Source organism: Streptomyces sp. NBC_01241, from assembly GCF_041435435.1.
Classification (GTDB): Bacteria; Actinomycetota; Actinomycetes; order Streptomycetales; family Streptomycetaceae; genus Streptomyces.
Map to the genome: position 1 here is coordinate 2299138 of NZ_CP108494.1, position 23195 is coordinate 2322332.

The following is a 23195-nucleotide window of genomic DNA, read 5'->3' on the forward strand; positions in this document are numbered from 1 at the left end:
ACCTACTTCCGCACTTTCGTAAGGAGCAACTGAAACCATGTCGGTTTCCGTAACCCTTCCGGCGCTCGGCGAGAGCGTCACCGAGGGCACTGTCACCCGCTGGCTGAAGGCCGAGGGCGAGCGAGTCGAGGCCGACGAGCCGTTGCTCGAGGTTTCGACCGACAAGGTCGACACCGAGATCCCGGCCCCCGCGGCCGGCATCCTCTCGGCCATCAAGGTCGCCGAGGACGAGACCGTCGAGGTCGGCGCCGAGCTGGCCGTCATCGACGACGGCACGGGTGCGCCCGCTGCCGCCGCGGCTCCGGCCGCCGAGCCCGCAGCCGCCCCGGCGCCGGCGCCGGTCGCCGAGGCCCCCGCCGCCGCTGCTCCGGCCCCCGTGGCCGAGGCTCCGGCCGCCGCCCCGGCCGGTGGCGCCGCCGGTACCGACGTCACCCTCCCGGCGCTCGGCGAGAGCGTCACCGAGGGCACCGTCACCCGCTGGCTGAAGGAGGTCGGCGAGGAGGTCACGGAGGACGAGCCCCTCCTGGAGGTCTCCACGGACAAGGTCGACACCGAGATCCCGGCCCCGGTTTCCGGTGTGCTGCTGGAGATCGTCGTCGCCGAGGACGAGACCGCCGAGGTCGGCGCCAAGCTCGCCGTCATCGGTGCCGCGGGTGCCGCTCCGGCGGCTGCCCCGGCTCCGGCCGCTCCGGCGCCCGCCGCCGCCCCGGCCGCCCCCGCACCGGCTCCGGCTGTTCCGGTCGCCCCGGCACCGGCTCCGGCCCCGGTGGCGCCCGCCGCCCCGGTCGCCGCTCCGGCTCCGGTGGCTCCGGCCGCTCCGGCCCCCGTGGCCCCGGCCGCTCCGGCCCCCGTGGCCGCTCCGGCTCCGGTCTCCCCGACGGCCCCCGTCGACGAGGGCGCGTACGTCACGCCACTGGTGCGCAAGCTCGCCTCCGAGAGCGGTGTCGACCTGAGCACCGTCAAGGGCACCGGCGTCGGTGGCCGGATCCGCAAGCAGGACGTCGCCGCCGCCGCGGAGGCCGCCAGGGCCGCCGCCGCTGCCCCGGCCCCCGCCGCCGCGCCCGCCGCCGCCAAGGCGCCGAAGCTGGAGGCCTCCCCGCTGCGCGGTCAGACGGTCAAGATGACCCGCATGCGCAAGGTCATCGGCGACAACATGATGAAGGCGCTGCACTCGCAGGCCCAGCTGACCTCGGTCGTCGAGGTCGACATCACCAAGCTGATGAAGCTGCGCAACCAGGCGAAGGCCGCATTCGCCGCCCGTGAGGGCGTCAAGCTGTCCCCGATGCCGTTCTTCGTGAAGGCGGCGGCCCAGGCGCTGAAGGCCCACCCGGTCGTCAACGCCCGGATCAACGAGGACGAGGGCACCATCACGTACTTCGACTCGGAGAACATCGGCATCGCCGTGGACGCCGAGAAGGGTCTGATGACACCGGTCATCAAGGGTGCGGGCGACCTGAACATCGCCGGTATCTCGAAGAAGACCGCCGAGCTGGCCGGCAAGGCCCGCGGTGGCGGCCTGACGCCGGACGACATGTCCGGTGCCACCTTCACCGTCAGCAACACCGGCTCGCGCGGTGCGCTGTTCGACACCGTCATCGTGCCTCCGAACCAGGCAGCCATCCTGGGCATCGGTGCCACGGTCCGCCGCCCGGTGGTCATCGACCACCCGGACCTCGGCGAGACGATCGCGGTGCGCGACATGACGTACCTCTCGCTCTCCTACGACCACCGTCTGGTGGACGGCGCGGACGCCGCCCGTTACCTGACCTCGGTCAAGGCGATCCTGGAGGCCGGTGAGTTCGAGGTCGAGCTCGGCCTCTGAGCACCACGGTTGTAACCAGCCTCACCAGCGGCGCCCCCGTCCGGACCACTTCCGGGCGGGGGCGCCGCCGTATTGTCTAGTCACCACCGGTCGCCGCTTCGGCGTCGACCGGAACGGCAGCGCCGGTTTCTCCGAAGGAGCCCCTCATGACCCCGCCCGTCGTCCACTCGCTGCGCGAACAGATCCGCGAGCACATCGTGGACGGGATCGTCAGCGGGCGCTGGAAGCCGGGCGAGCGGATCGTGGAGCGGCGGATCGCCACCGAGCTGGAAGTCAGCCAGACGCCCGTACGCGAGGCGCTGCGGGAACTGGAGACGCTCCGGCTGATCGAGTCGGCGCCCAACAAGGGCGTACGCGTACGGAACCTGACGGCGGCCGACCTGGAGGAGTCCTATCCGGTACGGGCCGGTCTGGAGCAGATCGCCGCGGAACTGGCGGCTCCGGCGCTCGGCGAGGACTGCTCACGGCTGTCGCCGCACGTAGCGGCGCTCTACGAGGCCGACCGGCTGGCCGACGGCGAGGCGCAGGTGCGGTACACGGTGGCGTTCCACCGGGAAATGGTGCGGGCGGCCGGGAACGCCGTACTGCTGCACACCTGGGAAGGGCTGGGCATCGAGGTGTTCACCGCCCTGTCGATCCGGTGGCTGGGCACGGTGCAGAAGTCGTACGCGGAGGAGCACGAGGCCCTCATCGAAGCCTTCCTGCGGAAGGACCCGGACATCGGGATCCTGGTCAAGGCCCACGTCCTCGGCTGCGCGCCCCGCGCCTGAGTCCGCACGCGTCACGCGCCCGAGCGGCGTGCGCATCGCCGTCCGAGACGCGCAGGCGCATCCGCCGCCGCGGACGCGTACGCGACTCCGCCCGAGCAGCGTACTCACCTGTCGCAACACGCGCTCACACGTGCAAGCGGGCGCCCCTTTTGTGCGTTAAATCCCGTCACTCCGTGCCCGGCTTTACGGCACCGAATGCCACTTTCTTCATATCGAGAAGTTTTGCCGTTCATCCTTTGATCGATCATCGATCGGCGGCTTAGAGTTCACTCCGCGGGCCCACCGGCCCCATCGCCCTGTCCTGCCAGTCAGGGCCTTTCTCCACCCCCCTCCACTCCGGAAGGCGGCGATCATGACCGACCCCGTAGGAAAGCTTCCGAGCGAGCTCGATCAGCTCCCGGACCGTGACCCCGAGGAGACCGCCGAATGGGCGGCCTCCCTGGATGCCGTCACCAAGGCCGCGGGCCCGCACCGCGCCGCGTACCTGATGCGCCGCTCGCTCCAGCATGCCGAGGGCGCCGGTCTCGCGCTGCCCAAGCTGCTGGAGACCGATTACGTCAACTCCATCCCGACCGCCGCCGAGCCCGCGTTCGACGGCGACCTGGAGATGGAGTCCCGGATCACCGCCTGGAACCGCTGGAACGCGGCGGCGATGGTCACCCGTGGCTCCCGGTTCGGCGTCGGCGGCCACATCGCCACCTTCGCCTCGGCGGCCTGGCTGTACGAGACCGGCTTCAACCACTTCTTCCGCGGCAAGGAGGGGGACGGCTCCGGCGACCAGCTCTACATCCAGGGCCACGCCTCCCCCGGCATCTACGCCCGCGCGTTCCTCGACGGCCGGCTCAGCGAGCAGCAGCTCGACAACTTCCGCCAGGAGGCGGGCGGCGACGGTCTGCCGTCCTACCCGCACCCGCGGCGGCTGCCCTGGCTGTGGGAGTTCCCCACCGTGTCGATGGGCCTCGGCCCGCTGTCGGCGATCTACCAGGCGCGCTTCAACCGCTACCTGGCCAACCGCAACATCAAGGACACGTCGAACTCGCACGTCTGGGCCTTCCTCGGCGACGGCGAGATGGACGAGCCCGAGTCGACCGCGGCCCTCGCCCTCGCGGCGCGTGAGCGGCTCGACAACCTGACCTTCGTCATCAACTGCAACCTGCAGCGCCTCGACGGCCCGGTCCGCGCCAACTTCCGCGTGGTCCAGGAGCTGGAGGGCGCGTTCCGCGGCGCCGGCTGGAACGTCATCAAGACGCTCTGGGGCAACGCCTGGGACGAGCTGTTCCAGCTGGACACCACCGGTGCGCTGGTCCGCCGACTCCGGGAGGTCCCGGACGCGCAGTTCCAGACGTACGCCACCCGCGATGCCGCGTACATCCGTGAGCACTTCTTCGGCGCCGAGCCCGCGCTCGCCGAGCTGGCGAAGCTGCTCACCGACGCGAAGATCGCCGAGTGCTTCTACAACTCGCGCGGCGGCCACGAGGCCCGCAAGGTGTACGCGGCGTACAAGGCCGCCGTCGAGCACAAGGGCGCGCCGACCGTGATCCTCGCGCAGACGGTGAAGGGCTACACGCTCGGCAAGGGCTTCGAGTCCAAGAACGCCAACCACCAGATGAAGAAGCTGACGATCGACGAGTTCAAGGGCATGCGCGAGCTGCTCGGACTCCCGATCCCGGACAGCGCCTTCGCCGACGGCCTGGTGCCGTACGGCCACCCGGGCGCCGACTCCCCCGAGGTCCGCTACCTCCAGGAGCGCCGCGCCGCCCTCGGCGGCCCCGCACCGGCCCGCCGGGTGCACGCGGTGGCGCTGCCCGAGCCCGAGGAGCGCGCGTTCAAGGCCCTGTACAAGGGGTCCGGCAAGCAGGAGATGGCCACCACCATGGCGTTCGTACGCCTGGCCAAGGACCTGATGCGGGACAAGGAGACCGGTAGGCGCTGGGTGCCGATCGTCCCGGACGAGGCGCGCACGTTCGGCATGGAGTCCCTGTTCCCGTCGGCCGGTATCTACTCGCCGCTGGGCCAGACGTACGAGCCGGTCGACCGCGACCAGCTGATGTACTACAAGGAAGCCAAGGACGGCCAGATCCTCAACGAGGGGATCACCGAGGCCGGGGCCATGGCCGACTTCATCGCCGCCTCGACGTCGTACGCGACGCATGGCGAGACGATGATCCCCTTCTACATCTTCTACTCGATGTTCGGCTGGCAGCGGACCGGCGACCAGATGTGGCAGCTCGCCGACCAGCTCGGCAAGGGCTTCATCGTCGGTGCCACCGCGGGCCGTACGACGCTGACCGGTGAGGGCCTCCAGCACGCGGACGGTCACTCGCACCTGATCGCCGCCACGAACCCCGCGTCGCTCAACTACGACCCGGCGTTCGCGTACGAGATCGCGGTGATCGTCAAGGACGGTCTGCGCCGGATGTACGGCCCCGACGCCGAGAACGTCTTCTACTACCTGACGGTCTACAACGAGCCGAAGCCGCAGCCCGCGATGCCGGAAGGCGTCGAGGACGGCATCATCAAGGGCCTCTACCGCTTCAAGGAGGGCGCGCCCGGGGCGGCGGACGCCCCGCAGATCCAGCTGCTGGCCTCCGGTACGGCGATCCACTGGGCCCTGGAGGCCCAGGAGCTGCTGGCCGCGGACTGGGGTGTCCGGGCCGACGTCTGGTCCGCCACGTCGTGGGGCGAGCTGCGCCGCGAGGCGCTGGAGTGCGACGAGGCGCTGCTCCGCGGTGAGCAGCGGGTGCCGTACGTGACCCGTGCGCTGGAGGGCGCACCGGGTCCGGTCCTCGCGGTCAGCGACTGGATGCGACAGGTCCCGGACCAGATCAGCCAGTGGGTGGAGCAGGACTGGTCCTCGCTCGGCACGGACGGCTTCGGCCTCTCCGACACCCGCGACGCGGCCCGCCGCCACTTCGGCGTCGACGCCCGGTCGATCACGGTCGCGGCCCTGGCCCAGCTGGCCCGCCGGGGCGAGGTGTCCGCGTCCGCGGTCAAGGACGCCCGGGAGCGGTACGGGCTGTGACCTGACGAGGAGGCGGCCGGGTACGCCCCGGCCGCCGGAGCGCGGGCCCGGGATCGCTCCCGGCCCGCGATCGGGGGCAGCACGCATCCGGCCACAATGGCCGCATGCGTGCTGCTCGTCTCATCAAAATGGTGCTGTTGCTGCAGTCCCGTCCCGCCATGACCGCCGCCGAGCTCGCCCAGGAGCTGGAGGTGTCCGAGCGGACCGTCACCCGGGACGCCCAGGCGCTCTCCGAGGCGGGTGTCCCGGTGTACGCGGACCGGGGCCGGGCCGGAGGCTACCGGCTGGTCGGCGGGTACCGTACGCGCCTCACCGGGCTCGCCCGCAACGAGGCCGAGGCGCTCTTCCTCTCCGGGCTGCCGTCCGCCCTGCGCGAGATGGGCCTTCAGGACGTCGCGTCCGCGGCCCGGCTCAAGGTGTCGGCGGCGCTGCTCCCGTCCCTGCGGGACGCCTCGGCAAGTGCCGCCCGGCGCTTCCACCTGGACGCTCCCGGCTGGTACCAGGATCCGGTCACTCCCGAGCTGCTGCCCGCCGTCGCGGAGGCGGTCTGGGACGACCGGATCGTCCACGCCCGCTACCGCCGCAGTGGCCGGGACGAGGAGGTGGAGCGGGAGCTGGCCCCGTACGGGCTCGTCCTGAAGGCCGGGGTCTGGTACCTCTGCGCCCGGGTGGCGGCGGACTTCCGGGTGTACCGGATCGACCGGTTCTCGGCCGTCGCGGTGTCGGACGAGCGGTTCGCGCGCGACGAGCGGTTCGATCTGCCGGGGTTCTGGGACGAGCGGGCCGCGCAGTTCGCCCGCTCGTTGCTGCGTACCGAGGTGACGGTACGGGTGTCGCAGGAGGGGGTACGCCGACTGCCGTACGCACTGGACCGTTCGGCGGTCCACGACGCACTGGACGCGGCGGGACCGGCTGACGCGCGGGGGTGGCTGACGGTCACTCTGCCGGTCGAGTCCCTCGATATCGCGTACAGCCAACTGCTCGCCCTCGGACCGGAGTTGGAAGTCCTCGAGCCGGCCGCCCTGCGGACCCGGTTCGCCGCGGCCGCCGAACGCCTGCGCGACCTCTATCGCTGAGGGGTCCTTTCCGCCGCGTCCGCGTGCATCGCAGGCCGCCAAGGCCGATGCTTGAGCCGTGATGGACGAGACGGAGTTCTGGGAGATCGTCGACAGCACCCGCGAGGCCGCCGAGGGCGACCCCGAGGACCAGGCCGATCTGCTCGTCGAACGGCTGGTGCTGCTCGATCCCGAAGCCGTGCTGGATTTCGCCAGGCACTTCGAGGCCCGTTTCAACCGCGCGTACCGCTGGGATCTGTGGGGCGCCGCCGCCGTACTGCTGGGCGGCGCGAGCGACGACGCCTTCGACTTCTTCCGCTGCTGGCTGATCGGGCAGGGCCGGGAGGTCTTCGAGGGCGCGCTGCACGATCCGGACGGCCTCGCCGACCTCCTCGACGACTTCGACCCGGAGGTCGACGGGGAGGCCGAGGACCTCGGCTACGCCGCCGACGAGGCGTACGAACAGCTCACCGGCGTGGTCACCCCGGACCTCGGCCTGCCGCCCCAGACCGCCGAGCCGGCGGGCACCCCGTTCGGCCTTGAGGACGAAGAGGTGCTGGCGGAACGCTTTCCCGCGCTCTGGGAGCGGTTCGGCGCCGACTGACCCCGCCGGGGTCCTGCCGTCGCGCCATCAAGCCGGCACTCCGTCACGCCGTCACGCCATCACGCGGAAGCGGGTTCTGTCGCCGCGTCAGAAGTGCGTTCCGCCGTCGATCCGGATCTCCGTACCCGTGATGAACGCCCCGTCCTGCGATCCGAGCATCGCGACGACGCCCGCGACGGTGTCCGGGCTGGCGAAGCCCTCGCCGAGCGCCGGGGACAGCTTCGCGAAGAGCGACATGTCGGCATCGGCGGGCAGCCCGGGGCCGTTGCCGCTGGTCATGTCGGAGGAGATCGAGCCGGGCGCGACGGCGACGAACCGCAGCCCCTGCTTGCTGTACTCGCTCGCCAGCGCGTGCGTCATCGACTGGATGCCGCCCTTGCTCGCCGCGTACGCCGACATGTAGGGGTGCGCAAAGGCCGCCGAGGTGGAGGAGAAGTTCACGACGGCCGGCTTGTCGCCCGCCAGCAGGGCCGGTATCGCCTCGCGGATCATCAGGAACGTACCCGTGAGGTTGACCGCGAGGATCTTGTTGAAGAACTCCAGCGTCGTCTTGTGCGTGTGCTCGGAGCGCAGGATTCCGGCCGCGTTGACCAGTACGTCGAGGCCGCCGAGGGTGGCCACGGCGGAGGCGACGCCCGCCCGGACCGCGGACTCGTCCGAGATGTCGAGGACGAGGGTGGTGAGGCGGTCGGCGGTGCCGTTCGCCACGGCGGTCCCGTACGTGGCCTTCAGCCCGTCCTCGTTGACATCGGCCGCGACGACGCGGCCGCCCTCGGCGAGGAGGCGGTGGACGGTGGCCTGTCCGATGCCGGAGCCACCACCGGTGATGAGTGCGCGACGGCCTTCGTAACGGTTCATTTCTGTTCTCTCCCGATCCCGGTGACTGCAATGACTGCTGTGACTGCTGTCCCGAAGCGTTCTCGAAGCTCTCTCGGAGCTCTGTCGCGACGGTCTCGAAGGTTCTCGATTCCATCTCGACAGAATTCCACCGTACGCCTAAGTGGCACGTTTTGCCATGACGTCATTTTGCGCACACCTCTTCCCTGCCGGGGTAATCTCCTGGGAATGAGCCCCAAGCCGAGTCGGCCGTCGCAGCCGTCCCTCACCGAACGACGTAAGGCCGCGACCCAGCTGGACATCGCGCGCGCCGCCGCCGCGCTCTTCGCCGAGCGCGGGCCCGAGGGCACCACGGCGGAGGACATCGCGCATCGGGCGGGCGTCGCGCTGCGCACCTTCTACCGGTACTTCCGCTCCAAGCAGGACGCGGTGGGCCCGCTGCTCTCCGGCGGCGCCGAGCGCTGGCGGGCGCTGCTCGAAGCGGCCGAGCCCGGGGACGCGCTCGCCGTGGTCCTGGAGCGGGCGGTCACCGAGGCGCTCCGGGTGCCGGACGCAGGCGCCGCCGAGCAGCTCGGCTGGACGCGCGGGCTGCTGCGGGCGGCGGTGGCGGACCCGGCACTGCGTGCCGTCTGGTACCGGGTCAATCAGGATTCGGAGGAACGGCTGCTGCCGGTGCTGACCCGGCTGGCCGGCGAGGGGGCGGACCCGCTGGAGGTCCGGCTCGCCGCAGCGGCCGCCACGGACGCGGTACGCGTAGCGCTGGAGGCCTGGGCGCAGACGGACGCGCCGACGAGCGGGCCCGGCTCACCCGCCGATCTGGCGGTCCGCTGTCTGCACGAACTCATGGGCGGCATGCGGCTGTTCAAGGGCTGAGCGGGAACCGAACGGTCAGGGGGCGAGCGAGCGGCCCATCATCACGTCGTCGACGTAACGCCCGCCCAGGAAGAACTCCCCGGGCTGCACGCCCTCGACGACGAACCCCTCCGACTCGTAGAGGGCCCGCGCGGGCGCGTTGTGCCCGAGCACCCGCAGCGTGATCCGGTTCGCCCCGTCGCTCCGCGCGGCCGCGAACGCGGCCCGCAGCAGGGTCCTGGCGACTCCACGGCCGCGCGCCGAGTCGGCCACGGCGAGGCCCTGTATCTGCCGGACATGGGCGTTGGCGGCCAGCGGGGTCGGCAGGACCAGCCGGACGTACCCGACGATGGACACCTCCCCCGCCGCGTCCTGCGCCTCGGCGACGAGGAACTCCTCGGGCCTGTGGCGGTCGTCGAAGAACGGCGCGTACGGCGGCTGCGGCTTCGGCATGACCGCGTGGAGCGTGGACCACGTGGAACGGTCGAGTTCACCGAGAGCGGCTTCGTCGGCGAGGACCGCGGGGCGGACGGAGCGGATGGGGCTGACCGGGTGCGGGTGTATCTCGGGCATGCGTGCCACTGTGTCACGCCGCACCGTGCCCGGTCAGCCCGTTTTCGGCTCAGCGCATATCGGCGGGGCGCTCGGCCGAGTCGAACGGGAAGCGGCGGCGGAAATCGTCGGCCGCGTCCTCCAGGGTGCAGAAGCTCGCCGTACGTGTGGAGGAGTTCGGTGGTCTACGCGGACATCTCCCACCAGGGCGCCACATAGCCGCGCGAATTGCGCCCGGTGTACTCCTCGATCAGTTCGACGCAGCGGGCGAGTACGCCCTCCTCCTGCTGCCGGATCATCGCGATGGGGTTCTCGTGCGAGTGGCCGTGCGCGCCGATCTCGACTGCTGTCCGCCGCCATCACCGCGGCGGACAGCGAGACGGCGGCGGTCTGCGGCATGTGCGCCACTACCGGGATATCGCCCTACAACTGCTGTTCGAGTGATTTGGGCGTGACGGGTGATACGGGCGAGGCGCCCCCTGCGCCGCTGCGGCAGGATGGGGCCATGGTGTACTCCCGTATCGCTGTCACCGGATCCACCGGACTCATCGGAGCCGCGCTGGTGCGCTCGCTGCGGGCCGACGGGCACGAGGTCGTGCGCCTGGTCCGGCACCCGGCGCGCGCCGGGGACGAGGTCGAGTGGGACCCGAAGCGGGGTTACGTCGACGGGGCCGGCCTGGTCGGCTGCGACGCCGTCGTCCATCTCGCCGGCGCCGGGGTCGGCGACCACCGCTGGACGAAGGAGTACAAGCGGGAGATCCGGGACAGCCGGGTGCTGGGCACAGCGGCGATCGCCGAGGCGGTGGCCTCCCTCGGTGTACCTCCGAAGGTGCTGCTGTGCGGGTCGGCCATCGGCTACTACGGCGACACCGGGGACCGCGCGGTCGACGAGAGCGCGCCGCACGGCACGGGCTTCCTGCCGTCCGTCTGCGTGGACTGGGAGGCTGCCGCGGCCCCGGCGGAAGCGGCAGGCATCCGGACGGTGTACGCGCGCACGGGTCTGGTCGTCGCCCGGGAGGGCGGGGCCTGGGGGCGGCTGTTCCCACTGTTCCGGGCGGGGCTCGGCGGGCGGCTCGGCAACGGGCGCCAGTACTGGAGCTTCATCGCGCTGCACGACCACATCGCGGCCCTGCGGCACCTCCTCGACACGCAGTCGCTGTCCGGACCGGTGAACCTGACCGGCCCCGACCCCGTGACCAACGGCGAGGTGACAGCCGCGGTGGGGCGCGTGCTGCACCGTCCGACGCTGTTCACCGTCCCGGCACCCGCGCTCCGGATCGTCCTCGGGGACTTCGCGGAGGACGTGCTGGGCAGCCAACGGGTGCTGCCCGCACGGCTGCTGGACTCGGGGTTCACCTTCGCCTTCCCCGGCATCGACGGCGCCATTCGCGCGGCGCTGCGCTGACCGCGAACGGTCGAATCACACGGATGTGCGACCCCGTGCAACGGTGCCCCGGGCCGCGCGCGACTGTGCCCGAACCGGCACCCCTCCTAGCCTCGTGGCGAACTCACGCATTCTGGGGGCCTGTTGGGGGCAAGAGCCTCCCAGCAGTTGCGCCGACTCGGGGAGGGCACGTGCTCAGCACGGCACACCACGCGGACGTCGTCATCATCGGTGCCGGGATCGCCGGCCTGTCAGCAGCCCATCAATTGACCAGTGCAGGGGTCAGCGTCAGCGTCCTGGAGGCCGGCCCACGCGTCGGCGGCCGGATGACCACCGAGGAGGTGGACGGGTTCCGGCTCGACCACCTCGGCCCGCTTCTCAGCACCTCGTATCCGGAACTGCGCACGACGTCAGGTCTCGAAGGGCTCGTGCTGAGGAACTTCGCACCGGGGGTCCTCGTCCACAGCGAGGGCCGCCAGTACCGGACCGGCGACGTACGGCACACGCGGAGCGCACGGGGCGCACTCAAGGCGGCACGCGCCCTGGCGAGCGCCCCCCGCCCGCCGATGGGCGGGCCGATCGACCAGGCCCGGCTCGGCGCCGCCCTGGCCCGGCTCGCCACCACCCCGGCGTCCCGCATCCTGGCCCGGCCGGAACAGACCGCGCTCGCCGCCCTGTCCAGCCGCGGCCTGCCGTCCCGTACGGTCAACGGCTTTCTGCGCCCGCTGCTCACCGCGCTGCTCAGCGACCCCGGGCTCACCACATCGAGCCGCTGCGCCGATCTCGCCCTGCGCGGCTACGCGCGCGGCCGGCTGTGCGTACCGTCCGGCGGCTCGGCCACGCTGCCCGACCTGCTGGCGGCAGCCCTGCCACCCGGCACTGTACGCACGGGCGTGCATGTCACGGCAGCCGACATCACCTCGGTCCGCACCAAGGAACACGGTGAACTGGGCTGCCGCTCCCTGCTGTTGGCGACCGGCGCGGGCGCCGCCGCCGAGCTGCTGCCCGGCCTGCGGGTGCCGCCCTTCCACCCGGTGACGGTCCTTCACCACACCGCCCCCGCTCCCCCGCCGACCGGTGCCTCGCTGCTGCTGGACGCCGACCGCTCGGGCCCGGTCGCGCACACCGCGGTGATGAGCGCGGTCGACCCGTCGCGCGCCCCGCACAGCCGGACCCTGATCAGCTCGACGGTGCTCGGCGCCCCGCCGGCGGATCTGGACCGCACGGTCCGCGCCCATCTGGCCGCCCTGTACGCCACCCCCACCGACGACTGGGAGCTGCTGGCCGCGCACCACGACCCCGAGGCGGTTCCGGCGATGCCCGCCCCGCACGATCTGCGCCGCCCGGTCCGGCTGCTCACCGGGCTGTATGTGTGCGGCGACCACCGCGATACGAGCACGGTCCAGGGCGCCCTGTTCTCAGGCCGCCGCGCGGCGCACGCCATCCTCGGCGATCTGGGCATCCGACCCTGCCACCTGGAGGCGGAGCTGCGCGAAGCGGCCTGAGTCCGCCCGCGCGCATCCTGCCCCGGTCAGGCCGATCCCAACCCCCAACGCTCCTTACAGATCGGATCTCTCGCTCCGCCTCCCATTTTCGGGAGTGGTCCACACCACTCCCGCAAACACCCTTGTCGTGCAACACATATACCGCTACGGTCCTGGCGAAACCGGACTTCAGGAGACCGTAGTGCGCCGAGTCATGCCTGTTCTGCCGCTCCTCATAGCTCTAGTCATCGGATCTATCTCCCCTGTCGCAGTGGCAAACGAGCCTCCGGACGAACCCGCGTCGAGCACAAGCGCCACAACGGCCGCCCCAGGGCCTCCCGTTGTTCCCAGACCGACCCAGTGGACCGGCCTCGGCGGCCACACACAACTGTCGGCAAAGACCCGCATCCTGGTGGACCCCCGGTCCCGGTCCAGGACCGCACTCCCAGCCGGACGGGCCGAACTCCCGGGCCCCGCACGGCAGTCCGTGCAGGACCTGGCCAATCAGCTGCGTACGGAAGTGGCCCAGGTCAGCGGGGTCACTCCGACCGTCAGCAGCGACATCCGGCACGCGCGGACCGGCGACATCGTGCTGAGGCTCACCGAGTACGGCGCACTCGGCGCGGAGGGCTACCGGTTCGGGAGCACGGACGCCGTCCGCATCGAAGCCGCCTCCACCCACGGCCTGTTCTACGGGACGCGTACGCTCCTGCAGCTGCTGCGCACCGCTCCCGGTCACCTGACCGTGCCGAAGGCCCGCTCCACCGACCGTCCCGCCCAGCCGGTCCGGATGACCATGCTCGACGCGGGCCGCAAGTACTGGCAGCCGGAGTACCTGGAGAAGCTGGTCCGCCGGATGGCCGACCAGAAACTCAACACCCTGTTCCTGCAGTTCTCCGACTCCGAGGGCTTCCGCCTCTTCAGCCCGAAGTTCCCTGGACTCGCGGACCCCGCGCACAGCTACGACCGCGCAGACATCGAGCGACTGAAGCGCGTCGCCGCCCGCTATCACGTGCAGGTGATGCCCGGTATCGACGTGCCCGGACACGCGACCGTGATCACCGACGCCTTCGGCATCGGCTTCGGCGACGGCCCCGACCCGTGCACCCAGGCGCACACCCACTCGCACCTGACGCCGAACTGGATGGTCGACCTCACCAGCGAGAAGGCGGTCGCGACGACCCGCCGGATCGTCGACGAGTTCGCCGGCTGGTTCGACGCCCCGCTGTTCAGCATCGGCGCCGACGAGCTGCCCGGCCAGCTCGCCGACTGCCCCCGCGTCAAGAACCATCTCGCCGCCGATCCGGACACCAGCACCCTCGGTGACCTGCTGAACGGCTACATCAACACCCTCGACGACGTCGTCGCCGAGCACGGCAAGCGCACCGCGATCTACAACGGCTCCGAGCACCTCGCCGCACCCCAGCAGCAGGTCCACGCGCCCGTGGTCTTCCTGACCTGGGAGGGGACCGGCACCGGGCCCGTCATCCCCGGCCACGACGAGATCGCCATCGGCCCGTTCTACGACACGCCGAACAACTATCACCACCTGTACCCCGACGAGCCGTGGATGTACGACTCCTGGGTGCCCAGCACCGCGCCCGATCTCCTCGGATCCGGCCTGATGAACTGGGCCGACTACAACTTCTGGGCCGACGACGGCTACTTCGAGCAGCAGATGGCCACCGCCCGCGCGATCATGGCGGACCGCTCCTGGAACGCCTCCGCCACCCCGGACACCGTGCAGGACTTCCGGACGCTGGTTGCCCGGCTCGGCGACCCGTCCGGCCTGCGGCCCGATCCGGTGACACCCCGGGTCGACGACGGCCGCCCGAGCCACCACTGGACCTTCGACCAGGCCTCGTACCCGAGCGGCTGGACGTGGGCCGGCAGCCCCGGCAACACGATCTTCGCCGAAGACACCGCGGGGAACCTGCCCGGCACCTCGTACATCATCAACAACCCCACTCCGGTACCGGACGGGGTGCGCGGCCAGGCCTGGCGCTTCGGCAGCGACCGCGACGGAGTGGGCTTCGGCGGCCTCGACCTGGCCGAACCGTGGACCGTCTCCGGCTGGGTCAGGACGACCGGCAGGACCAGTGACCAAGTGCTGCTCAGCTCGAAGGCCGGTGCGCTCAAACTCCAGCAGTGGGGCACCGGCAAGGTCGGCTTCACCCACTACGGCGCGGCCGACCACAGCTTCGACTACACCCTGCCGCTGAACCAGTGGGTCCAGCTGACCTGGGTCACCGAGCCGGGCCACACCACCCTGTACGCGAACGGCGAGCGCGTCGGCACGGTCGACGCGTCCATTCCGCTCCCGCTGCGCTCGATCGGCACCGAGAAGGCCGGGCTGCGCGGAGATCTCGACGAAGTCACCGCCTGGGACGAGGCGTTGAGCCCCGAACAGGTCCGGGCCGACTACGCCCACTACGACCGTTGACCGGAAGGAACCCGCAGTGACCCGCACCCATGCCCGTACCCGCACCAGACTCGTCGGAGCGACGGCCCTGGCGGCCCTCGCCGGCCTCCTGACCACCCCGGCCTCCGCCGCGCCCGAACCCCCGTCGAAGGACTACGAGCCGACGGTGGAGTCCCTCGACAGCCACCCCACGCCGACATGGTTCAACGACGACAAATTCGGCATCTTCATCCACTGGGGCGCCTATTCGGTGCCCGCCTGGGGCCCGCGCGGCAGCTACGCCGAGTGGTACTGGAACTACATGAACAGCAAGGGCAGCGCCACCAACACCCACCAGAAGGACACCTACGGCACGGCCGCGAACTACGACGACTTCATCGGCCAGTGGAAGGCCGAGAAGTACGACCCGGATGCCTGGGTGAAGCTGTTCAAGAACGCCGGTGCCAAATACTTCGTGCTGACCTCCAAGCACCATGAAGGCGTCGCACTGTTCGACAGCAAGGTCAGTGGCCGCGACACCGTGGACCTCGGCCCGAAGCGCGACCTGGCGGGCGACCTGTTCAAGGCGGCGCGCAAGGACACCAAGGGCGGGCAGCTGAAGGCGGGCTTCTACTACTCGTTGTACGAGTGGTACAACCCGTCGTACACCGGCAGCCCGGTCCGCAATCCGTACACCGGCGCCGAAGTCCCGTACACCGGCGCCCCGTCGGTCAAGGACTACGTCGGCGACTACATGGTCCCGCAACTGAACGAGCTGGTCGATCAGTACGATCCCGACATCATCTGGTGCGACGGACAGTGGGACAAACCCGCCTCGTACTGGAAGACCGCGCCCGTCATCGCCGACTACTACAACCGCGCGAAGAACCGGGCGCACCCGAAGGAAGTCGCGGTCGCCAACCGCTGCAAGATCGAGACCGGTGCGCTGGACAGCAAGGAACTCGACTTCCAGACCCCCGAGTACACGGTCAAGCCGGACATCGACCCGAACAAGTGGGAGGCGAGCCGGGGCATCGCACACTCCTACGGCTACAACCAGAACGAGCCCGAGGAGGACCACCTCACCTCCGACCAGCTGATCGACTCGCTCACCGACATCGTCAGCAAGAACGGCAACCTGCTGCTCGACATCGGCCCGCGCGCCGACGGCACCATCCCCGAGATCCAGCAGCAGCGACTGCTCGACATCGGCGCCTGGCTGAAGATCAACGGCGAGGCGATCTACGGGACGACCTACTGGCACCACGCCGAGGAGCCGTCCAGCGACGACAAGATCCGCTACACGGTGAAGGACGGCACGTTGTACGCGACCGCGCTGGAGTGGCCCGGCGCCGAACTCACCCTCGGTGCCGACACACCCGTCGCCGCCGACTCCCGTATCACTCTGCTCGGTTCGGACGGCAGCGCACTGCCCTGGCACAAGGACTCCGCAGGCCGCGTGATCGTCGAGACGCCGAAGAACGGGGCGTCGGCCACCAGGAGCACGAGCGCGTACGTCTTCAAGGTAACCACCCCGGGCGTGAACACCCTCGTCCGCACGAGGACCGACCTGCCGAAGGAGCTCAACCCCAAACGCGCCGCCGACGGCACGCTGACCCTCACCAACACCGCCCGCAAGCACGCACCCGGGACCAGGATCGGGCTGTCCGGACCCGAGGGCTGGACCGTCACCCCGGCCGCCACCCGGGTGAACCCGCTGGCACCGGGCGCGGACGCGAAGGTCCCGTTCACCCTGACGCCGCCCGCTTCCGCGGCCCCCGGTACGTACACACTGAACATCACCCTGCGCCACGGCCGTCTCACGACCACCACGGCGGTCAAGGTCACGGTCGCCCTGGAGAACCTCGCCCGGAACAAGCCGGCCACCCAGAAGAGCACCGCGTGGGACGCCCCTGCCTCCCGCGCCGTCGACGGGAACACCGACGGCTCCTTCGGGTCGGGCTCGGTGACCCACACCGCCGAACCCTCGTCGCAGGCATGGTGGCAGGTCGACCTGGGCGCCTCGAAGTCACTGTCCGCAGTCGACATCTGGAACCGCACCGACTGCTGCTCCGACCGGCTCAAGGACTTCTGGGTCCTGACCTCGGACACCCCGATCACGGCCGACGGACTTGATGACGCACGGACCGCCCCCGGTGTGACGGCGGTGCATGTCACCGGCCAGGCCGGACGGCCGTCCACCGTGCAGCTCCCGGCGGGCACCTCCGGCAGGTACGTCCGCGTACAGCTGGCGTCCGGCACCAACCCGCTGTCGCTGGCGGAGGTCGAGGTACGCGGGCACTGAGAGAGCCCTGCCGAACGGGTGGTGGCCCGGACCGATCGCTCCCGGCCCGGGCCACCACCCGTGCTGCCGCGCGGAAGAGTCACGCGGAGGAGTCACCCGTGGTCACGCCGGAGAGATCACCCGAGGGCCGCGACCCGTTCGCGGTACCCGCGCACCGCGGCCGCGTCCCCGTACGGCTCCAGGCGGCGCTCGAAGTCCTGTACGTACTCCGTCGCCCGCACCGACCGCATCTCGGCCGCCTGCTGGGCGGCCTCGGCACCGAGCAGGCACGCCTGGTCGAGCTCACCGAGCCCGAGCCGCGCAGTGGCCAGCACCACCCGGCAGAACAGCCTGCTGCGGGCGTACGCCGGGGCGCGCAGATGGAGGGAGCGCTCCGCGTGCTGTGCCGCGGCCTTGTACTGCTGCAGATCCCGGTGGCAGTGGCCCAACTCGTCGGCGAGCTGGGCCTCGTCGAAGTACCGCACCCAGTGCGGCACCTCGTCCCCGGGGCGGGCGGCCTCCAGCGCGCGTTCCGCCCGTGCCAGCGAGGCGGTGCAGGGCCTGGCCTCGCCGAGCACCCCGTGCCCGCGGGCCTCGACGGCGTGCAGCAGCGCCTGGACGACCGGCGGCGCCGACGAACCGATGCCCTGCTGGGCGACGCGGGCCAGCTGCACGGCTTCCCTGCCGTGCCCGAGGTAGACCGCCTGACGACTCATGGTGATCAGGACGTAGGCACCGTACGCGCGGTCTCCGGCGGCCTGGGCGAGCCGCAGCGCCTGGACGAAGTACCGCTGAGCCAGGCCGTGGGCCGCGATGTCGTACGAGGTCCAGCCCGCCAGCCGGGTCAGCTCGGCCGCGGCGGAGAAGAGCCGGCGCCCGGTGGCCTCCCCGTACGTTCCGCGCAGCATCGGTTCCGCCTCGTGCTCCAGATACCGGACGAGGGCCTGCCGGGCGTGGCCGCCCCCGTAGGCGTTGTCGAGGGTGCGGAAGAGTTCGGCGACGGAGTGCAGGGCGGCGACGTCACCGACGCCGACCCGCTGGCCGGAGCCGCGCTCGGACTGCCGCTGCCGGGGGACACCGGGGGCGCCCGCCTGTCCTGTTCCCGGGGCGGCGGGAGCGGTCGGGGGTGTGGGGGATCCGGGAGGTGCGGACGGTCCGGAAGGCCGGGAGGGAGCGGGCCCCCGGGCCCCACTGCGGCGGCCGGTGCCGGCCGCCCCCGTACCGCCGTGCGTGCTGCCTCCGGGCCAGTGCGCGCCGTGTAACCCCTGCGCTCCGATCCCGCGCGCCCCGCCGGGCCCACCAGCCTGTCCCGCACCACCGACCTCAATGGCCCCCGTGGCCCCAGCAGCCCCGGGGGACCCGCCGAGCCCACCAGCCGCACGAGGATCACCAACCGTATGAGCACCACCCGCCGCACGGGCACCACCACCGGCCGCAGCAGCCCCGCCCGGCACCGGTGGCGCGGACTCGGTCCCCCGTCCCACCCACTCGTCGGCCCGGCCGATCAGCCAGTCCCGGCTGGGGACGACGAGTCCGGCCGGGGTGAAGGCGATCTTGCGCAGCTCCGCATGACTGCCCGAGTCCTTGCGCCACAGTCCGCTGACGATGTCGATCGCCTCGGCCGGCGTGGCCGCGAACTCCAGGCCCGCGTAGACGGGGGCGCACGCGTCGAGGCCCAGGTCCTGCGCGGAGAGGCGGCGCCCGAGCCGCCGGGTGAAGACCTCGGCGATCAGCGCGGGGGTCGTCCCGCGCGGCTGCTGGCCGCGCAGCCAACGGGTCACGGACGTCTTGTCGTACCGGAGGTCGAGGCCGTGCTCCAGGCCGAGTTGGTCCACTCTGCGGGCGAGGCCGGCGTTGGAGAAGCCGGCTTCGGAGATGAGCGAGGCGAGTCGGCGGTTGGGGGTGCGCTGCGGAGGTCGTTCCGACATCAGCTGTACGGTCTCCTGCCTTCGGGGCCGGGCGGGCAGCCCTAATGGAACGGCGCGAATTTAGCGGCCTCTGCCGCACGCTCAGCCGCCTTCGCTTCACTTTCATCCGATCGTGTGAGGATTGAGGGTGGCGCTGACGGGATCGACCTGCTGGGCCGCCGACCGGGGCCCGGTCGTACAGTGGCCGGGCGTGATTCAGTGCATGGTGGCGCGGCTCCGGGCACCCCCGGCTCCCGGCACCGCGAGTAGGGAGGCATCTGTCGTGACCGAGCTTCGGTTCGTCCGGCTGGGATTCGGCGAGGAAGCCGTCGACTACCAGGAGGCCTGGCAGAAGCAGCGCGAGGTGCACGCGGCCAGATTCGAGGACGCCGTCCCGGACACCTGTCTGCTGCTGGAACACCCGCCCGTCTACACGGCAGGGCGGCGCACGACCGACAGTGAGCGCCCGCTGGACGGCACCCCGGTCATCGATGTGGACCGCGGCGGCAAGATCACCTGGCACGGCCCCGGACAGCTGGTCGGCTACCCGATCCAGAAGCTGCCCCGGCCGGTGGATGTCGTCGCACACGTCCGTCGGCTGGAGGACGCGCTGATCCGTACCGCCGCCGAGTTCGGCCTGGAGACCTCCCGGGTCGAGGGCCGCAGCGGGGTCTGGGTGCTCGGCGACCCGGTCGAGGAGCGCCCGGCGATCGGCGGCCTCTCCCTCGACTTCGACCCGCGGCTGCAGGACGAGGAGTTCGACCCGCGGCTGAACGGCCCCGAGTACGCCCCGTCCAACGCCGGCCAGCGCCGCGAGGACCGCAAGCTGGCCGCGATCGGCATCCGGGTGGCCAAGGGCGTGACCATGCACGGCTTCTCGTTCAACGTGAACCCGGACAACACCTGGTTCGACCGCATCGTGCCGTGCGGCATCCGGGACGCGGGCGTCACGTCACTCGCGTACGAACTGGGCCGCGACATCACCGTCGAGGACGTGCTCCCGATCGTGGAGAAGCACCTGAAGGACGTCCTGGAGAACGCGGAGCTCGCCCCGCGCACCATCGAACGTCCGACGGATGCCGTGGCCACGGCATGACAGATTGAGTACCGGGCCGGGAATAGGCCCTGTCGGCCACAGGTTGGCCGGACGTAAAGCCGTTTGAACTACGGGCGTACCCTGGTGTTCGCCGAAGAATCCAATGCAGCGAAAGCAAAGGGGAGTGCCGGAGTGTCCGCTGTCGCACCCGACGGGCGCAAGATGCTGCGCCTCGAGGTCCGGAACAGCCAGACCCCCATCGAGCGCAAGCCCGAGTGGATCAAGACCCGGGCGAAGATGGGCCCCGAGTACAACCAGCTGCAGAAGCTCGTGAAGAGCGAGGGCCTGCACACGGTGTGCCAGGAGGCCGGCTGCCCCAACATCTTCGAGTGCTGGGAGGACCGCGAGGCCACGTTCCTCATCGGCGGCGACCAGTGCACCCGGCGCTGTGACTTCTGCCAGATCGACACGGGCAAGCCGCAGGCGCTGGACCGGGACGAGCCCCGCAGGGTCGGTGAGTCCGTCGTCACGATGGACCTGAACTACGCCACGATCACGGGCGTCGCGCGCGACGATCTGGAGGACGGCGGTGCCTGGCTGTACGCGGAGACCGTCCGCCAGATCCACGCGCTGACCGCCCAGCGGGAGGCCGGCCGTACCAAGGTCGAGCTGCTGATCCCCGACTTCAACGCGGTGCCCGAGCAGCTCGCCGAGGTCTTCTCCTCGCGCCCCGAGGTGCTCGCGCACAACGTCGAGACGGTGCCGCGGATCTTCAAGCGGATCCGCCCCGGTTTCCGTTACGAGCGTTCCCTGGAGGTCATCACGCGGGCCCGCGAGGCCGGTCTGGTGACCAAGTCCAACCTGATCCTGGGCATGGGCGAGACCCGCGAGGAAGTCAGCGAGGCGCTCCAGGACCTGTACGACGCGGGATGCGAGCTCATCACGATCACGCAGTACCTGCGGCCGTCCGTGCGCCACCACCCGGTCGAGCGCTGGGTGAAGCCGCACGAGTTCGTGGAGCTGAAGGAGGAGGCCGACGAGATCGGCTACTCCGGCGTGATGTCCGGGCCGCTGGTCCGGTCCTCGTACCGCGCGGGCCGCCTCTTCCAGCAGGCGATCGAGCGGCGCGGCGCCGTCGCGGCGACGCCCGCCGTGTGAATCCCCGCACAACAAGCTACCGGTCGGTAATGACTGATTCGACGCGGCTCATACGCTCCCCGCAGGTCGGGGGCGCGTATGGGCCGCGTCGGCGTGCGCTCGGCCCATATCAAGGTTTCATTGGTGTTTGACCGACCGGTCATGCGCTGGTAACACCGAGCAGTGACGCTGGGTGCTCACGGCGCAGTGGCTCTCCGGGCCGCTGCCACCGCCGCTTCCCGCACCCAGCCCACGCCACCCACTTCGCGCAACGCAGTCCCGGGCAGCCGGCCCGGGCAACTGAGTCCACGTCACTCAGTCCGCACATCCGCTCCGAGGAGATTTCCACGATGCAGGCCGTGCCGGTACGCGCCACCGCCATCCCTTCCGTCACCCATGCCCTCCGTGCCGTCGAGTCGCTGCTGCTGAGCAGCGGCCAGCGCACGGCCCGCCGCAATGCCTGGACGGCCGTCCTGGAGGACCGGCGCCGGGCCAAGGACCGGGTCGAGGCCGAGCACGTACTGGAGGCCGCGGCCGACCGCCGTTCCTAGGCCACGTAAACTTCGGTACATGGCGAGGAAGGCAAACACTGAAGGCGCGGACAGCGCCGAGAACGCGGGGCGGCTCAAGCAGATCGCCCTGACCTACAAGATGACCAGGCGGACCGACTCCAAGATCGGTCTTGTCGTCGCGGGTGTGGGAATCGTCACCTTCGGTGTCCTTCTCGCGGTCGGTTTCCTGATCGGCCACCCGATCTATCTGGGCATCCTGGGCTTCGTGCTGGGCCTCCTCGCGATGGCGATCGTCTTCGGACGGCGTGCCGAGCGTGCGGCCTTCGGGCAGATGGAGGGACAGCCGGGCGCTGCGGCGGCGGTACTGGACCGGGTGGGCCGGGGCTGGACCACGACACCCGCGGTGGCGATGAACCGCAGCCAGGACGTCGTCCACCGTGCCGTGGGCAAGGCGGGCGTCGTGCTGGTCGGCGAGGGCAACCCGAACCGGGTGAAGGTGCTGCTCGCGGCCGAGAAGAAGAAGATGGCGCGCATCCTGGTCGACGTACCGGTGCACGACATCATCGTCGGCAACGACGAGGGCCAGGTGCCGCTCAAGAAGGTGCGCACGAAGATGCTGAAGCTGCCGCGCATCCTTACCGGCCCGCAGGTGACGGCCGCCAACGACCGGCTGCGCGCGATGGGCGACCTGATGAGCAACATGCCCCTGCCCAAGGGTCCGATGCCGAAGGGCATGCGGATGCCACGCGGCGGAAAGATGCGCTGACGCTTCCGCCGGACGCGTGAAGAGGGCGGGTCGCGAACCGAACCGGTTCGCGACCCGCCCTCTTCGTCGTTCTCTTCGACGTTCTTCCTCGTTGTTCGGGCTTCCTCGTTCCGGCCTCGCTCAGATGCGGACCTGGACCGCGCGGGCCAGCCGGTCGTGCAGGCCGCGGCCGTCGCGGTCCCAGACCAGGGCCGGGATCGCCAGGCACAGCAGCACGCTGCGGACGACCGCCCGCCCGAACGTGAGCCGGCCGCCGCTCTCGGCGACGACCCGGAGGCCCAGGACGCGCTTGCCGGGCGTGCAGCCGATGGTCCCCACGGTGAGCACGCCCAGTACGAGAAAGACGCCGAGCGCCCAGTTTCCCGCCGCCTGCTGGTCACCGCGAGCGAACAGCCCGTATGCGATCAGCAGGCACAGGGCCCAGTCGATGAAGAGCGCGCCGAGGCGCCGGCCGAACGGCGCCACGGATCCCGGCCCGTGCTCGGGCAGACCGAGCCGCTTGCCCCGATGGCCGAACTCGACGCCCATGTCCTCGGCGGTCGCGCGCGGCCCCGAGAGCCACGATCCGATTGCTTGCCTGGTGTCCACCCGAACACGGTACTGCGCCGCGCCCCGCCGGCCGCCGGGCGGGGTGGCAGCCACGGGCTTCCGAGCGGGCCGGACGCGGGATCGGAACAGGTTTCGACGTGCCGCGCGTGCCCGGCTCGGTTAACTTCTGCGAAACAAATGGGTCATGCTTGAGAAATCCGGCCTGTCTAGGGTCGGCCCCA

General features: G+C 71.0%; 18 protein-coding genes. 14 read left to right on the plus strand and 4 right to left on the minus strand.

Annotated elements, in window-relative coordinates; translation table 11 throughout:
- The first annotated feature begins 37 nt into the window (after positions 1-37).
- From sucB to OG306_RS10010, 5 genes are all read left to right on the plus strand, one after another.
- The gene (gene sucB, locus OG306_RS09990) at positions 38-1822 is read left to right on the plus strand and encodes a 2-oxoglutarate dehydrogenase, E2 component, dihydrolipoamide succinyltransferase (protein WP_327259362.1); all 1785 of its coding nucleotides are present in this window, start codon (positions 38-40) and stop codon (positions 1820-1822) included.
- Between the two features lie 146 nt (positions 1823-1968).
- A complete protein-coding gene (locus OG306_RS09995) occupies positions 1969-2592 on the plus strand; it encodes a GntR family transcriptional regulator (RefSeq protein WP_266745745.1) in 624 nt (207 codons plus the stop codon).
- A 352-nt stretch (positions 2593-2944) separates the two neighbouring features.
- On the plus strand, positions 2945-5614 hold the full coding sequence (gene aceE, locus OG306_RS10000) for a pyruvate dehydrogenase (acetyl-transferring), homodimeric type (protein ID WP_266745746.1): 2670 nt from the start codon (positions 2945-2947) through the stop codon (positions 5612-5614).
- Positions 5615-5718: 104 nt separating this feature from the next.
- Positions 5719-6690 carry a helix-turn-helix transcriptional regulator gene (locus OG306_RS10005; RefSeq protein WP_266745747.1) on the plus strand — a complete coding sequence of 324 codons (972 nt, stop codon included), beginning with the start codon at positions 5719-5721 and terminating at the stop codon, positions 6688-6690.
- A 61-nt stretch (positions 6691-6751) separates the two neighbouring features.
- Complete coding sequence (locus tag OG306_RS10010; RefSeq protein ID WP_266752145.1) at positions 6752-7273, plus strand: DUF4240 domain-containing protein; 522 nt, start codon at positions 6752-6754, stop codon at positions 7271-7273.
- 87 nt (positions 7274-7360) lie between these two features.
- Here the strand turns inward: OG306_RS10010 and OG306_RS10015 are convergent, their stop codons facing one another.
- Positions 7361-8131, minus strand: coding sequence for an SDR family NAD(P)-dependent oxidoreductase (locus tag OG306_RS10015; protein ID WP_266906906.1), 771 nt, complete (start codon positions 8129-8131; stop codon positions 7361-7363).
- 207 nt (positions 8132-8338) lie between these two features.
- On the opposite strand from OG306_RS10015, the gene OG306_RS10020 reads away from it, so the two are divergent.
- On the plus strand, positions 8339-8983 hold the full coding sequence (locus OG306_RS10020) for a TetR/AcrR family transcriptional regulator (RefSeq protein WP_266745749.1): 645 nt from the start codon (positions 8339-8341) through the stop codon (positions 8981-8983).
- Between the two features lie 15 nt (positions 8984-8998).
- Here the strand turns inward: OG306_RS10020 and OG306_RS10025 are convergent, their stop codons facing one another.
- Positions 8999-9535: a GNAT family N-acetyltransferase gene (locus OG306_RS10025; protein WP_327259359.1), complete on the minus strand. Its 537-nt coding sequence runs from the start codon at positions 9533-9535 to the stop codon at positions 8999-9001.
- A 484-nt stretch (positions 9536-10019) separates the two neighbouring features.
- Here OG306_RS10025 and OG306_RS10030 point away from each other — a divergent pair, with 484 nt between their 5' ends.
- The 4 genes from OG306_RS10030 (at position 10020) to OG306_RS10045 (ending at position 17088) form a co-directional block, all read left to right on the plus strand.
- Positions 10020-10919 (plus strand): TIGR01777 family oxidoreductase, encoded by a 900-nt coding sequence (locus tag OG306_RS10030; protein WP_266906902.1) that lies wholly within the window; start codon positions 10020-10022, stop codon positions 10917-10919.
- A 170-nt stretch (positions 10920-11089) separates the two neighbouring features.
- Positions 11090-12403, plus strand: a complete 1314-nt coding sequence (locus OG306_RS10035; RefSeq protein WP_371665234.1) for an NAD(P)/FAD-dependent oxidoreductase — start codon at positions 11090-11092, stop codon at positions 12401-12403.
- A gap of 193 nt (positions 12404-12596) precedes the next feature.
- Positions 12597-14825: a family 20 glycosylhydrolase gene (locus OG306_RS10040; RefSeq protein ID WP_327259358.1), complete on the plus strand. Its 2229-nt coding sequence runs from the start codon at positions 12597-12599 to the stop codon at positions 14823-14825.
- 16 nt (positions 14826-14841) lie between these two features.
- Positions 14842-17088, plus strand: coding sequence for an alpha-L-fucosidase (locus tag OG306_RS10045; RefSeq protein ID WP_266745754.1), 2247 nt, complete (start codon positions 14842-14844; stop codon positions 17086-17088).
- Positions 17089-17204: 116 nt separating this feature from the next.
- Here the strand turns inward: OG306_RS10045 and OG306_RS10050 are convergent, their stop codons facing one another.
- Positions 17205-18995 (minus strand): regulator, encoded by a 1791-nt coding sequence (locus tag OG306_RS10050; RefSeq protein ID WP_266745755.1) that lies wholly within the window; start codon positions 18993-18995, stop codon positions 17205-17207.
- Between the two features lie 262 nt (positions 18996-19257).
- On the opposite strand from OG306_RS10050, the gene lipB reads away from it, so the two are divergent.
- From lipB to OG306_RS10070, 4 genes are all read left to right on the plus strand, one after another.
- On the plus strand, positions 19258-20070 hold the full coding sequence (gene lipB / locus OG306_RS10055; RefSeq protein ID WP_266745756.1) for a lipoyl(octanoyl) transferase LipB: 813 nt from the start codon (positions 19258-19260) through the stop codon (positions 20068-20070).
- A 132-nt stretch (positions 20071-20202) separates the two neighbouring features.
- Positions 20203-21168, plus strand: coding sequence for a lipoyl synthase (lipA, locus tag OG306_RS10060; protein WP_266745757.1), 966 nt, complete (start codon positions 20203-20205; stop codon positions 21166-21168).
- Positions 21169-21497: 329 nt separating this feature from the next.
- A complete protein-coding gene (locus OG306_RS10065; protein ID WP_266745758.1) occupies positions 21498-21698 on the plus strand; it encodes an SCO2195 family GlnR-regulated protein in 201 nt (66 codons plus the stop codon).
- A 19-nt stretch (positions 21699-21717) separates the two neighbouring features.
- Entirely contained in the window at positions 21718-22425 is a 708-nt protein-coding gene (locus OG306_RS10070) for a DUF4191 domain-containing protein (RefSeq protein WP_266745759.1), read from the plus strand.
- 120 nt (positions 22426-22545) lie between these two features.
- Here the strand turns inward: OG306_RS10070 and OG306_RS10075 are convergent, their stop codons facing one another.
- Positions 22546-23013, minus strand: a complete 468-nt coding sequence (locus tag OG306_RS10075; RefSeq protein ID WP_266745760.1) for an RDD family protein — start codon at positions 23011-23013, stop codon at positions 22546-22548.
- Between the last annotated feature and the right edge of the window lie 182 nt (positions 23014-23195).

Coding starts and splice junctions, on each gene's coding strand:
- OG306_RS10025 (WP_327259359.1), bottom strand. CDS start 9,535: ATGCCCGAGATACACCCGCACCCGGTCAGCCCCATCCGCTCCGTCCGC.
- OG306_RS10005 (WP_266745747.1), top strand. CDS start 5,719: ATGCGTGCTGCTCGTCTCATCAAAATGGTGCTGTTGCTGCAGTCCCGT.
- aceE (WP_266745746.1), top strand. CDS start 2,945: ATGACCGACCCCGTAGGAAAGCTTCCGAGCGAGCTCGATCAGCTCCCG.
- OG306_RS10030 (WP_266906902.1), top strand. CDS start 10,020: ATGGTGTACTCCCGTATCGCTGTCACCGGATCCACCGGACTCATCGGA.
- sucB (WP_327259362.1), top strand. CDS start 38: ATGTCGGTTTCCGTAACCCTTCCGGCGCTCGGCGAGAGCGTCACCGAG.
- OG306_RS10040 (WP_327259358.1), top strand. CDS start 12,597: ATGCCTGTTCTGCCGCTCCTCATAGCTCTAGTCATCGGATCTATCTCC.
- OG306_RS10015 (WP_266906906.1), bottom strand. CDS start 8,131: ATGAACCGTTACGAAGGCCGTCGCGCACTCATCACCGGTGGTGGCTCC.
- OG306_RS10020 (WP_266745749.1), top strand. CDS start 8,339: ATGAGCCCCAAGCCGAGTCGGCCGTCGCAGCCGTCCCTCACCGAACGA.
- OG306_RS10070 (WP_266745759.1), top strand. CDS start 21,718: ATGGCGAGGAAGGCAAACACTGAAGGCGCGGACAGCGCCGAGAACGCG.
- OG306_RS09995 (WP_266745745.1), top strand. CDS start 1,969: ATGACCCCGCCCGTCGTCCACTCGCTGCGCGAACAGATCCGCGAGCAC.
- OG306_RS10065 (WP_266745758.1), top strand. CDS start 21,498: ATGCAGGCCGTGCCGGTACGCGCCACCGCCATCCCTTCCGTCACCCAT.
- OG306_RS10010 (WP_266752145.1), top strand. CDS start 6,752: ATGGACGAGACGGAGTTCTGGGAGATCGTCGACAGCACCCGCGAGGCC.
- OG306_RS10050 (WP_266745755.1), bottom strand. CDS start 18,995: ATGTCGGAACGACCTCCGCAGCGCACCCCCAACCGCCGACTCGCCTCG.